This is a genomic window from Yoonia sp., from assembly GCF_965660735.1.
In the GTDB taxonomy this organism is placed as follows: domain Bacteria; phylum Pseudomonadota; class Alphaproteobacteria; order Rhodobacterales; family Rhodobacteraceae; genus Yoonia.
Window position 1 is genome coordinate 1 of the sequence record NZ_CBFIBD010000056.1, and the last position, 14,144, is coordinate 14,144.

At 57.0% G+C, this 14,144-nt stretch carries 10 protein-coding genes; 9 read left to right on the forward strand and 1 reads right to left on the reverse strand.

Features of this window, described 5'->3' with window-relative positions:
• Positions 1–91 precede the first annotated feature (91 nt).
• From rplK to ACTG4B_RS14600, 8 genes are all read left to right on the forward strand, one after another.
• The gene (gene rplK, locus ACTG4B_RS14565) at positions 92–517 is read left to right on the forward strand and encodes a 50S ribosomal protein L11 (protein WP_439156427.1); all 426 of its coding nucleotides are present in this window, start codon (positions 92–94) and stop codon (positions 515–517) included.
• Positions 517–1,218 (forward strand): 50S ribosomal protein L1, encoded by a 702-nt coding sequence (gene rplA / locus ACTG4B_RS14570; RefSeq protein WP_439156428.1) that lies wholly within the window; start codon positions 517–519, stop codon positions 1,216–1,218. The genes rplK and rplA overlap by 1 nt, the downstream gene beginning before the upstream one ends.
• Positions 1,219–1,585: 367 nt before the next feature.
• Positions 1,586–2,098 (forward strand): 50S ribosomal protein L10, encoded by a 513-nt coding sequence (rplJ, locus tag ACTG4B_RS14575; protein ID WP_439156436.1) that lies wholly within the window; start codon positions 1,586–1,588, stop codon positions 2,096–2,098.
• A 69-nt stretch (positions 2,099–2,167) separates the two neighbouring features.
• Positions 2,168–2,542: a 50S ribosomal protein L7/L12 gene (gene rplL, locus ACTG4B_RS14580; RefSeq protein WP_439156429.1), complete on the forward strand. Its 375-nt coding sequence runs from the start codon at positions 2,168–2,170 to the stop codon at positions 2,540–2,542.
• Positions 2,543–2,784: 242 nt separating this feature from the next.
• Positions 2,785–6,924 (forward strand): DNA-directed RNA polymerase subunit beta, encoded by a 4,140-nt coding sequence (gene rpoB, locus ACTG4B_RS14585; RefSeq protein ID WP_439156430.1) that lies wholly within the window; start codon positions 2,785–2,787, stop codon positions 6,922–6,924.
• Between the two features lie 90 nt (positions 6,925–7,014).
• Positions 7,015–11,244 carry a DNA-directed RNA polymerase subunit beta' gene (gene rpoC, locus ACTG4B_RS14590; protein WP_439156431.1) on the forward strand — a complete coding sequence of 1,410 codons (4,230 nt, stop codon included), beginning with the start codon at positions 7,015–7,017 and terminating at the stop codon, positions 11,242–11,244.
• A 140-nt stretch (positions 11,245–11,384) separates the two neighbouring features.
• Complete coding sequence (locus ACTG4B_RS14595) at positions 11,385–11,849, forward strand: c-type cytochrome (RefSeq protein WP_439156432.1); 465 nt, start codon at positions 11,385–11,387, stop codon at positions 11,847–11,849.
• 67 nt (positions 11,850–11,916) lie between these two features.
• On the forward strand, positions 11,917–12,819 hold the full coding sequence (locus ACTG4B_RS14600) for a DMT family transporter (RefSeq protein WP_439156433.1): 903 nt from the start codon (positions 11,917–11,919) through the stop codon (positions 12,817–12,819).
• Here the strand turns inward: ACTG4B_RS14600 and ACTG4B_RS14605 are convergent.
• On the reverse strand, positions 12,816–13,385 hold the full coding sequence (locus tag ACTG4B_RS14605; RefSeq protein WP_439156434.1) for a hypothetical protein: 570 nt from the start codon (positions 13,383–13,385) through the stop codon (positions 12,816–12,818). The two genes, ACTG4B_RS14600 and ACTG4B_RS14605, sit on opposite strands and share 4 nt — an antisense overlap.
• A gap of 419 nt (positions 13,386–13,804) precedes the next feature.
• Here ACTG4B_RS14605 and rpsL point away from each other — a divergent pair.
• A partial coding sequence (gene rpsL / locus ACTG4B_RS14610; RefSeq protein WP_439156435.1) for a 30S ribosomal protein S12 occupies positions 13,805–14,144 on the forward strand: 340 nt, incomplete at its 3' end.

A 14,144-nucleotide genomic window follows, 5' to 3' on the forward strand; every position in this document is an offset into this window, starting at 1 on the left:
ACGTGGGAGCGGGAACGCGAACCACGGCATCACCGCCCGCAAGGGCAAATGTAGGGTGGGTCCAACCCACCGCTGAAAAAGGAGAGGCCCCATGGCCAAGAAAGTAATGGGAACGCTGAAGCTGCAGGTTCCTGCAGGCAAAGCCAACCCGTCCCCGCCTGTCGGTCCTGCGCTGGGTCAGCGCGGCATCAACATCATGGAATTCTGCAAGGCGTTCAATGCAAAGACCGCTGAAATGGAAGTGGGCGCACCTTGCCCGACCGTGATTACATATTATCAGGACAAATCGTTCTCGATGGAAATCAAGACGCCACCTGCGTCTTATTACATCAAGAAAGCCGCCAAGCTGCAATCCGGGTCCAAGACCCCGGGCAAAGCGACCGCTGGTTCGATCACGGGCAAGCAGGTTCGTGAAATCGCCGAAGCCAAGATGAAAGACCTCAACGCGACGTCGATCGAAGGCGCAATGCTGATCATCGCGGGTTCTGCCCGTTCGATGGGTGTGGAGGTCAAGTAATGGCAAAGTTCGGTAAGCGCACAACCGCAGCGCGCGAAGCATTCGCTGGCAAGCACAATGTATCGGTGTCCGAAGCCGTGGCACTGGTAAAAGGGAACGCCACTGCCAAATTCGACGAAACCGTTGAAATTGCAATGCAGTTGGGTGTTGATCCCCGTCACGCTGACCAGATGGTGCGCGGCACGGTCAACCTGCCCAATGGCACCGGCAAGACCGTGCGCGTTGCTGTTTTCGCCCGTGGCGACAAGGCAGAAGAGGCGAAAGCCGCTGGCGCCGACATTGTCGGTGCAGAGGACCTGATGGAAACCATTCAGGGCGGGACGATTGATTTCGATCGTTGCATCGCGACCCCTGACATGATGGCCATCGTCGGCCGTCTGGGCAAGGTTCTGGGCCCCCGTAATCTGATGCCCAACCCGCGTGTTGGCACCGTGACCATGGACGTCAAGGAAGCAGTTGAAGCGGCTAAAGGTGGTCAGGTGCAGTTCAAGGCCGAAAAAGCCGGTGTTGTGCATGCAGGCATCGGCAAGGCCTCTTTCTCGGCCAAGCAATTGGAAGAAAACATGCTTGCTTTCGTTGATGCTGTTGGCAAGGCCAAGCCATCGGGCGCCAAGGGCACGTATATGAAAAAGATCAACGTCACCTCGACTATGGGTCCTGGCGTATCTGTTGATATTGCGTCCGCCACAGGCAACGCGTAAAATTTTCACCATTCTGGTGACGTACGGCAGGCCCTTTGGGTCTGCCGTTTCGTTTTTTGCAGATCTGAAATCCCGTGTTCCGGGGTGCGGTCAGGGCCGCGCAGTCAAATCGGGGGTTGGCTTTCGGGGTTATAGGCAGTAACCACCACCACAGGCCCGAAAGATTGATTCGTTCGGGCCTTTATTCGTCCGAGACGGTGGGTGGGCCACATGCCTATAATTCCTGCCTGAGACGGGATAGACCAGCATTTTCGAGGCTCTTCTCGATCACGCTTGGCCGCCCCGTTTGCATGGACTGTAGACTGTCGGGCGCCTTTTGCGTGTGACAAAATTGAGCCGGGGGAAACCCCAAACTTGGAGTAAAACTGTGGATAGAGCACAAAAAGAACAGCTGGTCGACGATCTCGGCCAGATCTTTGAAAGCTCTGGCGTCGTAGTGGTTGCCCGCTACGAAGGCATGACAGTTGCTGAAATGCAGGACCTGCGCGCACAAATGCGTGACGCGGGTGGGTCCGTGCGCGTTGCCAAGAACAAGCTCGCCAAGATCGCCCTTGAAGGTAAGCCATGCGCAAGCATTGCTGATTACCTGATGGGCATGACCGTACTTGCCTATTCCGAAGATCCTGTCGCTGCGGCGAAAGTGGTCGATGGATACGCCAAAAAGAATGACAAACTGGTCATTCTGGGTGGTGCAATGGGTGATACGGCACTGGACGTCGCTGGTGTGAAAGCGGTTGCCGGGATGCCAAGCCGCGAGGAGCTTATCGCTTCCATCGTGGGTTGCATCGCTGCACCTGCAAGCAACATCGCCGGGGCCATTGGCGCGCCTGCTTCGAACATCGCGAGCATTCTTTCGACCATCGAAGAGAAAGCTGCATAAAGCATCTGAACTGTCTTGGGGTTGAATCCCTGACGTTGGAACACACTTAACGGAAACGGAAAGCATAAAATGGCTGATCTGAAAAAACTGGCTGAAGAGATTGTTGGTCTGACCCTTCTCGAAGCACAAGAACTGAAAACCATCCTCAAGGACGAGTATGGCATCGAGCCCGCAGCTGGCGGTGCAGTGATGATGGCTGGTCCAGCTGGCGGCGAAGCAGAAGCTGCTGAAGAAAAGACTGAATTTGATGTTGTGCTGAAGAACGCTGGCGCACAGAAAATCAACGTCATCAAGGAAGTCCGCGGCATCACCGGTCTTGGCCTGAAAGAAGCCAAGGATCTGGTCGAAGCTGGCGGCAAGATCAAAGAAGGCGCTTCGAAAGCAGATGCCGAAGAGATCAAAGCAAAGCTGGAAGCAGCTGGCGCAGAGGTCGAACTGGCCTAAGCCGGTTTCAGGCGAGGTTTATTTTCGCCATTAATATGGCTGGACGCGCGATATGTGCGTCCAGCCAAACCTGTCTTAGCGGTCGGCCAAAGATTGGCCGTCCCCTTGGGTAGGTTAAATATGTCGGGAGGGTGCCGGTGGGACGGCAGCCACGAATAGACATGAACCCCCGGTCAAATGGATGAGGGATCGCAGCCCGGGCGATGCCGCATTCGAGAGACAAACAAAAGGTGACACCGCATATGGCTTCCTCGTTCCTCGGTCACAAACGCCTGCGTAAATACTACGGCAAAATCCGCGAAGTTCTTGAAATGCCGAACCTCATCGAGGTTCAGAAATCTTCCTATGATCTGTTCCTGCGTTCCGGTGACAGTGACACGCCGCTTGACGGCGAAGGCATCAAGGGTGTCTTTCAGTCGGTTTTCCCGATCAAGGATTTCAACGAAACCGCCGTGCTTGAATTCGTCAAGTACGAGCTGGAAAAGCCGAAATACGACGTTGAGGAATGTCAGCAGCGCGACATGACCTATTCGGCGCCTCTCAAGGTGACGCTGCGTCTGATCGTGTTCGATGTGGACGAAGATACCGGTGCGAAGTCCGTCAAGGACATCAAGGAACAAGACGTGTTCATGGGTGATATGCCCCTGATGACGCCCAACGGCACGTTTGTCGTCAACGGCACCGAACGTGTGATCGTATCCCAGATGCACCGTTCGCCCGGCGTGTTCTTTGACCACGACAAGGGCAAGACCCATTCGTCGGGCAAACTGCTGTTTGCCTGCCGCATCATTCCCTACCGCGGCAGCTGGCTTGATTTCGAATTCGATGCCAAGGATCTTGTGTTTGCGCGCATCGACCGCCGCCGCAAGCTGCCCGTGACCACCCTGCTTTATGCGCTGGGGCTGGACCAGGAAGGCATCATGAATGCCTATTATGACACGGTTGAATACAAGCTGGACGCGAAAAGCCATTCGTGGGTGACGAAATTCTTCCCCGAGCGCGTGCGCGGCACCCGGCCAGCATTCGATCTGGTGGATGCCAAAACCGGCGAAGTCATTGCCAAAGCCGGCGAAAAAGTGACCCCGCGGTCCGTCAAGAAACTGATTGATGCAGGCGAAGTGACCGAACTGCTACTGCCGTATGAAAACATCGTCGGCAAATTTGTTGCGTGCGACATCATCAACGAAGAAACCGGTGAGATCTACGTCGAGGCCGGCGATGAGCTGACACTGGAGATGGACAAAGCTGGCGATGTCATCGGCGGTACACTGAAGGATCTGGTTGATGCAGGCATCACCACGATCCCCGTGCTGGACATCGATAACATCAATGTCGGTGCCTACATCCGCAACACGATGGCTGCCGACAAGAACATGAACCGCGAAACCGCGCTCATGGATATTTACCGTGTGATGCGTCCGGGCGAGCCGCCTACCGTCGACTCTGCTAGTGCGCTGTTCGACACGCTGTTCTTTGACAGCGAGCGCTATGACCTGTCCGCTGTGGGCCGTGTCAAGATGAATATGCGCCTGAACCTGGACGCCGAGGATACGATGCGCACCCTGCGCCGCGAAGACATCGTTGCCTGCATCAAGGCGCTGGTCGAACTGCGCGACGGCAAGGGCGATATCGACGATATTGACCACCTTGGTAACCGCCGCGTCCGTTCTGTTGGCGAGCTGATGGAAAACCAGTACCGCGTCGGCCTTCTGCGGATGGAACGCGCGATCAAGGAACGCATGTCATCGGTCGAAATCGATACGGTCATGCCGCAGGATCTGATCAACGCGAAACCAGCTGCTGCTGCCGTGCGCGAATTCTTTGGGTCTAGCCAGTTGTCGCAGTTCATGGACCAGACCAACCCGCTGTCCGAAGTGACGCACAAGCGCCGCCTGTCGGCCCTTGGGCCCGGCGGTCTGACGCGCGAACGTGCCGGATTTGAGGTGCGCGACGTGCACCCCACCCATTATGGCCGGATGTGCCCGATTGAAACGCCCGAAGGGCCGAACATTGGTCTGATCAACAGCCTTGCGACATTCGCCCGTGTCAACAAATACGGCTTTATCGAAACACCTTATCGCAAAGTCGTTGACGGCAAAGTTACGGACGAAGTGCAATACATGTCCGCAACCGAGGAAATGCGCCACACCGTGGCGCAGGCCAACGCGAACATGAACGAAGACGGATCGTTCAAGAACGATCTGGTCTCGACCCGGATGAACGGCGACTACACGCTGGCCCCGCGCGAAAACGTGGACCTGATCGACGTGTCGCCAAAACAGCTGGTATCGGTTGCGGCTTCGCTCATTCCGTTCCTGGAAAACGATGACGCCAACCGCGCGCTGATGGGTTCGAACATGCAGCGTCAGGCTGTGCCGTTGCTTCAGGCCGAGGCCCCGTTGGTGGGGACCGGCATCGAGGAAGTCGTGGCGCGCGACAGTGGCGCGGCGATCATGGCGAAACGCGGCGGAATTATCGACCAGGTCGATGCGCAGCGTATCGTGATCCGTGCGACATCCGATCTGGAACTGGGCGATGCGGGGGTTGATATCTACCGCATGCGCAAATTCCAGCGGTCGAACCAGAATACCTGCATCAACCAGCGTCCGCTGGTGAAAGTGGGTGATACGGTGCGCAAGGGCGAAGTCATTGCCGACGGTCCATCGACCGATATCGGCGAACTGGCACTGGGCAAGAACGTGGTCGTCGCGTTTATGCCGTGGAACGGCTACAACTACGAAGACAGTATCCTGATCTCTGAACGTATCGTGCGCGACGACGTCTTTACCTCGATCCACATCGAGGAATTCGAAGTCGCCGCCCGTGACACGAAACTTGGTCCAGAGGAAATCACCCGCGACATTCCCAACGTCGGCGAGGAAGCCCTGCGCAACCTTGACGAAGCAGGGATCGTCTATATCGGGGCCGAGGTCGGGCCAGCGGATATTCTGGTCGGCAAGATCACACCAAAGGGCGAAAGCCCGATGACGCCAGAAGAAAAGCTGCTGCGCGCCATCTTTGGTGAAAAGGCATCCGATGTGCGTGACACGTCCTTGCGCCTGCCGCCCGGTGACTTTGGCACGGTGGTCGAGGTGCGCGTCTTCAACCGTCATGGCGTGGAAAAAGACGAACGCGCGCTCCAGATCGAGCGTGAAGAAGTCGAACGTCTGGCCCGCGACCGCGACGACGAAATGGCGATCCTTGACCGCAACATCTATGCCCGTCTGTGGGATATCATCGGCGACAAGAAAGCGGCAAAGGGGCCAAAGGGCTTTAAGGCCGGAACAATCGTCACCGAGGAAAGCGTTGCCGGTCTCAGCCGTGGTCAGTGGTGGCAGCTTGCCATGGAAGACGAGGATGACGCGAAAATCGTCGAGGCCCTGAACGAGCAATACGAGATCCAGAAGCGTGCAATGGATGCCCGGTTCGAGGACAAGGTCGAAAAGGTCCGCCGCGGCGATGATCTGCCTCCGGGCGTGATGAAGATGGTCAAGGTCTTCGTGGCTGTGAAGCGCAAACTGCAGCCCGGTGACAAGATGGCCGGTCGTCACGGCAACAAGGGTGTGATTTCCAAGGTTGTGCCGATGGAAGACATGCCGTTCCTTGCTGACGGGACGCCGGTGGATTTCTGTCTGAACCCGCTGGGTGTGCCGTCGCGCATGAACGTCGGTCAGATCCTTGAAACCCACATGGGCTGGGCCGCACGTGGTCTGGGTATCCAGATCGACGAGGCGCTGGGTGAATACCGGCGTTCCGGTGATCTGACCCCCGTGCGTGACGCGATGAAGATCGTTTATGGCGACGATGTCTATGAAGAAGGCATCGCTGGTATGGATCAGGAACAGTTGTTGGAGGCCGCAGGAAACGTGACCCGCGGTGTGCCGATCGCAACACCTGTCTTTGATGGTGCAAAAGAGGCTGACGTGAACGATGCGCTGACGCGTGCCGGTTTCGACACGTCTGGTCAGTCGGTGCTTTACGATGGCCGGACAGGTGAACAGTTCAGCCGCAAGGTGACCGTGGGTGTCAAATACCTGCTGAAACTGCACCACCTGGTCGACGACAAGATCCACGCGCGTTCCACCGGGCCTTACAGCCTTGTCACGCAGCAGCCGCTGGGTGGTAAAGCCCAGTTCGGCGGCCAGCGTTTCGGGGAAATGGAAGTCTGGGCACTGGAAGCCTATGGCGCTGCCTACACCCTGCAGGAAATGCTGACAGTCAAGTCTGATGACGTGGCGGGGCGGACGAAAGTCTATGAAAGCATCGTCAAAGGCGAGGACAACTTCGAGGCAGGCGTGCCTGAGTCCTTCAACGTGCTTGTGAAAGAAGTCCGGGGCCTCGGCCTCAACATGGAACTCCTGGATGCGGAGGACGAGGAATAGAAATTTCTCGAAATTTCTTGGGGCCGATCAAATTTCTAGAAATTTGATCGCTTCCCCTCCCCCAATGCACCCCAATTCAAGGAATTGAAGATGAACCAGGAACTGACAAACAACCCGTTCAACCCGGTCGCCCCGGTGAAAACGTTTGACGAAATCAAGGTGTCGCTGGCATCCCCCGAACGGATCCTGTCGTGGTCTTTCGGTGAGATCAAAAAGCCCGAAACCATCAACTACCGTACGTTCAAACCAGAGCGCGACGGTCTTTTCTGCGCGCGTATCTTTGGGCCGATCAAGGATTACGAATGCCTGTGCGGCAAATACAAGCGCATGAAGTATCGCGGCGTTGTCTGCGAAAAATGCGGCGTGGAAGTGACCTTGCAAAAGGTCCGCCGTGAACGGATGGGCCATATCGAACTGGCCGCACCCGTCGCGCACATCTGGTTCCTGAAATCGCTGCCATCCCGCATCGGCCTGATGCTGGACATGACGCTGCGCGATCTGGAACGGATTCTGTATTTCGAAAACTACGTCGTGATCGAGCCCGGCCTGACCGACCTGACCTATGGCCAGTTGATGACCGAGGAAGAATTCAACGACGCACAGGACCTTTACGGCATGGACGCGTTCCAGGCCAATATCGGTGCTGAAGCGATCCGCGAAATGCTGGCCCAGATCGATCTGGAATCCGAGGCTGAACAACTGCGCGCTGACCTGAAAGAGGCGACAGGTGAACTGAAGCCCAAGAAAATCATCAAGCGCCTGAAGATCGTCGAGAGCTTCCTTGAATCCGGCAACCGCCCAGAATGGATGGTTCTGACCGTGATCCCTGTGATCCCGCCAGAACTGCGCCCGCTGGTGCCGCTGGACGGTGGCCGTTTCGCGACGTCCGACCTGAACGATCTGTATCGCCGGGTCATCAACCGGAACAACCGTCTGAAGCGTCTGATCGAATTGCGCGCGCCAGACATCATCGTGCGCAACGAAAAGCGGATGTTGCAGGAATCTGTCGATGCGCTGTTTGACAACGGTCGTCGTGGCCGCGTGATTACGGGTGCCAACAAGCGTCCGCTGAAATCGCTGTCCGATATGCTCAAGGGTAAGCAGGGTCGTTTCCGTCAGAACCTTTTGGGTAAGCGGGTCGACTTTTCGGGTCGTTCGGTCATTGTGACCGGTCCGGAACTGAAGTTGCACCAGTGCGGCCTGCCGAAAAAGATGGCGCTCGAACTGTTCAAGCCGTTTATCTATTCACGGCTGGAGGCCAAGGGCCTTTCCAGCACCGTGAAGCAAGCCAAGAAACTGGTGGAAAAAGAGCGGCCCGAGGTTTGGGACATTCTGGATGAAGTGATCCGCGAACACCCTGTCATGCTGAACCGTGCGCCCACGCTGCACCGTCTTGGCATTCAGGCGTTCGAACCCGTTTTGATCGAAGGCAAGGCCATTCAGCTGCACCCGCTGGTGTGTTCGGCCTTCAACGCCGACTTTGACGGTGACCAGATGGCCGTTCACGTGCCCTTGAGCCTTGAGGCCCAGTTGGAAGCCCGCGTGCTGATGATGTCCACGAACAACGTATTGTCGCCTGCCAACGGCGCGCCAATCATCGTGCCGTCACAGGATATGATTCTTGGTCTCTACTATACGACCATCATGCGCGAAGGCATGAAGGGCGAAGGCATGTCGTTCAGCAATATCGACGAAGTCGAACATGCGCTGACCGCTGGCGAGGTCCATCTGCATGCCAGAATTCAGGCGCGGATGATGCAGATTGACGACGAGGGCAACGAGGTGGTGACCCGCTTTGAAACCACGCCGGGCCGTTTGCGTCTGGGCGCACTGTTGCCGCTGAATGCCAAGGCACCGTTTTCGCTGGTCAACCGCTTGCTGCGCAAGAAAGAAGTGCAGCAGATCATTGATACCGTCTACCGCTATTGCGGCCAGAAGGAATCGGTCATTTTCTGCGACCAGATCATGACCATGGGTTTCCGCGAGGCATTCAAGGCGGGCATTTCCTTTGGCAAGGACGACATGGTCGTGCCGGATACCAAATGGACGCTGGTCGACGAAACCCGCGAGCAGGTCAAGGATTTCGAACAGCAGTATATGGACGGCCTGATTACCCAAGGCGAAAAATACAACAAGGTTGTCGATGCCTGGTCGAAAGCGAACGACAAGGTCACCGACGCGATGATGACCACGATTTCGACCACACCAAAAGGGGCAGATGGTTCCGAAGGTGAGCCGAACTCGGTTTACATGATGGCCCACTCCGGTGCCCGTGGTTCGGTCACGCAGATGAAACAGCTGGGCGGGATGCGCGGCCTGATGGCCAAGCCGAACGGCGAGATCATCGAAACGCCGATCATCTCGAACTTCAAGGAAGGTCTGACCGTTCTTGAATACTTCAACTCGACCCACGGTGCCCGGAAGGGTCTGTCGGATACGGCGTTGAAGACCGCGAACTCTGGCTATCTGACGCGGCGTCTTGTCGACGTGGCACAGGATTGCATCGTCCGTGAGGTCGATTGCGGAACCGAGAGGGCAATCACCGCCGAAGCTGCCATCAACGATGGCGAAGTCGTGGTGTCGCTGGCCGAGCGTGTGCTGGGCCGTGTGTCTGCCGATGACGTATTGAAGCCCGGCACTGACGAAGTCATCGTCGAGGCCGGTGAACTGATCGACGAACGCAAGGCCGACATGATCGACATCGCGGCCATCGGCAAGATGCGCATTCGCAGCCCGCTGACCTGCGAAGCTGAAGATGGCGTTTGCGCGATGTGCTACGGTCGTGACCTGGCCCGTGGCACACGGGTGAACATCGGCGAGGCTGTGGGCATCATTGCGGCACAATCCATCGGTGAACCCGGCACACAGTTGACGATGCGGACCTTCCACATCGGCGGCGTTGCGCAGGGTGGCCAACAGTCGTTCCTAGAGGCGTCGCAGCCCGGCAAAATTGAATTCCGCAACGCGCAGTTGCTGGAAAATCAGGCTGGCGACAACGTCGTCATGGGCCGGAACATGGTTCTTGCGATTGTTGGTGAAGATGGCGAGGAGCGTGCGACCCACAAGGTCGGCTATGGCTCCAAGGTGTTTGTCAAGGAAGGCGATACCGTCCACCGAGGTGACAAACTGTTCGAGTGGGATCCATACACCCTGCCGATCATCGCTGAAAAATCCGGTACGGCCAAATACGTTGATCTGGTTAACGGGATTGCCGTGCGCGAAGACACCGATGATGCGACGGGCATGACCCAGCGCATCGTGTCTGACTGGCGTGCGGCCCCCAAGGGTAACGAGCTTGCGCCCAAGATCATCATCGTGGGCCCCGATGGCGAACCTGCGCTCAAGGATGACGGTAATCCGGTGTCCTATGGCATGTCCGTTGATGCGGTTCTGTCTGTCGAAGATGGTGAAGAGGTGAAGGCCGGTGACGTTGTCGCGCGTATCCCGCGTGAAGGTGCCAAGACAAAGGACATCACCGGTGGTCTGCCACGTGTGGCCGAACTGTTCGAAGCCCGCCGGCCCAAGGATCACGCGATCATCGCCGAAATCGATGGCTACGTGCGCTTTGGCAAGGACTATAAGAACAAGCGCCGCATCGCGATCGAAAGCGCCGATGACGCGGATGTCCGCGTTGAATACATGGTGCCCAAGGGCAAGCACATTCCCGTCGTGGAAGGTGACTTTGTCCAGAAGGGTGATTACATCATGGACGGTAATCCGGCCCCGCACGATATTCTTGCGGTCATGGGTGTCGAGGCGCTTGCCGATTACATGATCGACGAGGTGCAGGATGTTTATCGCCTGCAAGGTGTGAAGATCAACGACAAGCACATCGAAGTCATTGTGCGCCAGATGCTCCAGAAGTGGGAGATTCAGGACAGCGGTGACACCGTTCTTCTGAAGGGCGAGAACGTCGACAAGGCGGAATTCGACGAAGCGAACGCCAAGGCTCTTGCCCGTGGTGACCGGCCTGCCACCGGTGAACCGATCCTGCTGGGGATTACCAAGGCATCCTTGCAGACCCGGTCGTTCATCTCTGCCGCGTCATTCCAGGAAACCACGCGTGTGCTGACCGAAGCATCGGTTCAAGGCAAGCGTGACAAACTGGTTGGCCTGAAAGAGAACGTGATTGTCGGGCGTCTGATCCCTGCCGGGACAGGCGGTGCGACCCAGCAAATGCGCCGTGTTGCTGCCGCCCGCGACAGTGTCGTGATCGAGGCGCGCCGGGAAGAGGCCGAACAGGCCGCTGCCCTTGCTGCCCCGGTCGAGATGCAATCGGATGACGTGATGATTGATACGCCAGAGGGTGATAACGAATAAGCCACCTCTTCGCAGGTGACGTGAAAGGCCCCCGCTTGCGGGGGCCTTTTTGTTTATGACGCCCCAAAAAGCGCCCTTTCCCGCACTGTTGATATTGATCAATCCGAGAAAGCGATAATCCGATTTAATCGGTCATGCAGTTGGCTGTCGCCAATACCGAACAAACGGAGGCTAAGATGAAATTCAAAGTATCACAGATGCCAAAGATTGCTGCCTTGGGCGTGGTCATATGCGCAGCAGGGCCCGGACTGGCGCAGGAAATCGAGATTGGCCGCGATTTATTTGAACGAAATTGTTCCGTTTGCCACGGTTCCCAAGGGGCAGGCGATGGCGAAATCGCCGAACTTTTTAGCCAGCCGCCTTCGAATCTGCGTACGTTGGCTGCGCGTAATAACGGTATTTTCCCATTCAGTCAGGTCTATCAATCCATCGACGGTCGCCGCGAAATCGCCGCACACGGCAGTTCGGCGATGCCAATCTGGGGCGATATATTCGAGATTGAAGCCTTGCCAAAAACAGTGCATCCCGGCGTGTCCGGAGAAGAGATTGTGCAGGGCCGCATCCTCGCCTTGGTCTATTATATCCAGACCCTGCAAGAACGGTAACGGGCCGATCATGCACGACCATCAGTCTGCACTGGTGCCCGGTGCAAAGCGCTGATACGCCACCTTTATGGTAGGTTTTTCCGACAATATCCGTGGGGCACTTTTGATGGTGGGGGCAATGTGCGCCTACACTGTCAACGACGCTTTCATGAAACTGGTCTTGGCTGATATCCCGTTGTTTCAGGCGATCCTGTTTCGCGGCATCGGCGCGGTGATTTGCCTGGCCATCATGTGCAAGCTGCTGGGGCAGTTGCGGTTCAACCTGTCCCGCCGGGACTGGATGCTTGTCTTGTTGCGCACATTGGGCGAAATCGGGGGCACATTCTTTTTTCTGACGGCCCTGTTTCACATGCCTATCGCGAATGTCAGCGCAATCCTGCAGGCGCTGCCGCTGGCGGTCAGTCTGGCTGCCGCAGTGTTTCTGGGAGAGGCGCTGGGCTGGCGCCGTTTGACTGCGATTTGCGTCGGCTTTGCGGGTGTGTTGCTGATCATCCAGCCGGGGGGCGCGGATTTCAGCCTTTTCAGTTTTTACGCCTTGGCGGCCGTTGCTTGCGTTACCCTGCGCGATGTCGTGGTGCGACGCATGTCGGTCACGGTGCCGTCGGTCTTTGTGGCGCTGGTTGCGGCGGTGGGCGTAACGCTGATGGGCGGGGTCGGGTCCGCGTTTGTGGACCTTGCCCCGTTCACACAACGGTCGGCGTTTCTTTTGTTCGGGGCGACCGGCTTTCTGATTTTTGGGTACGTCTTTTCGGTGACGGCCATGCGTGCCGGTGAAATCGCCTTTGTCGCGCCGTTCCGCTATGCCGGTCTGCTGGTGGCGTTGATCCTTGGGATCGTGGTGTTTGATGAATGGCCCAACCTTCTGACGCTGATCGGGGCGTTTATCGTTGTGGCAACCGGGCTTTTCACGCTGTATCGTGAAGCAAAGCTGCGCATCCGCACCAAGCCGATCCCCGACCAGCGCCGTTAACGTTCCGTGCCAAAGAAGACCCCGTTGAGACCCAGGTTCACGTCGCCTGATGTGGTCCCCGTGGCAGACCCATAAACCGCATCGCCATACCACTGATCATTGATGACTGAACCGCGCAGGTCCAGAACCATATCTGCGTCAATTACCCGTCCACCGCCATCGACACCGGTGACCTGACCGGTCGCAATGCCACCCAGATCGCCTTCGTTTTCGAATCCAGCGATTTCCAGGGTGCCGTCAAGGCGCTGTTCGGGCAGGCCTGTTGTATCAAGCAGGTTGATGTTGCTGACCGTGCCCCCAATGGCGTCGGAATCGAATCTGACTTGCATCGTCATGTCAGCCAGCATCTGGCCCTGTGCGTCACCGCCGACATCGGCCCCGATTTGTCCATCATAGGTGACTGATCCGGTGGGCAGATCGTAGGGGACAGTGGCGGGCAGGGTGCTAAGGTAGGCCGCCTCGCCAAAGGCGCGATCCACATCGGTGGATGTGACGCTGGGGACATTTGGCGTTGCACAAGCCGCAGTCAGGGTCAGGGCGACGAGGGACAAGTGTGCTGATTTCATGTTGAAAACCTTTGATGAAGAACTGAAACGCCCCATTTTTTGGGCATGACATCAAAGGGACCACCCAGCATGTGCTATGCAATGACAGGGTCACCGTTCCCGTGTGCTTTTGGATATCAATGCTGGTTGTCGTGCGGCGGTGCCCTGAACACAATGCCGGGCTGTTGACAGCCATTCAGCAAGGCCCTATACGCCGCTCATCCGGGCCTCGGGGGTATCCCTCGTTTGTCCCGATATCAGAGTTGTAGTGGTCAAGAACCGGACGCTTTTACTGTCTTGTTCCTCTGTATACCTACCGCACCGAACCTCCGGTAAGGGTTCGACTGCGGAATTTTTGTGCTTTTCGGACGTGAAGGGCATGTAAGTCAAACCCCGCGCCGTTAACGCGCCCAAATGTGAATAGATGGGAACATCAAACGATGCCAACGATTCAGCAGCTGATCCGCAAGCCGCGCCAGCCAAAAGTCACACGATCCAAGTCGATGCACCTGGAATCCTGCCCTCAGAAGCGTGGCGTTTGCACACGCGTCTATACAACGACACCTAAGAAACCGAACTCCGCCATGCGTAAGGTTGCCAAAGTGCGCCTGACCAACGGTTTCGAAGTCATCTCTTACATCCCCGGTGAAAGCCACAACCTTCAGGAACACTCTGTGGTTCTGATCCGCGGCGGCCGTGTAAAAGACCTTCCAGGTGTGCGTTACCACATTCTGCGCGGTGTGCTTGATACCCAAGGTGTCAAAGACCGTAAGCAGCGTC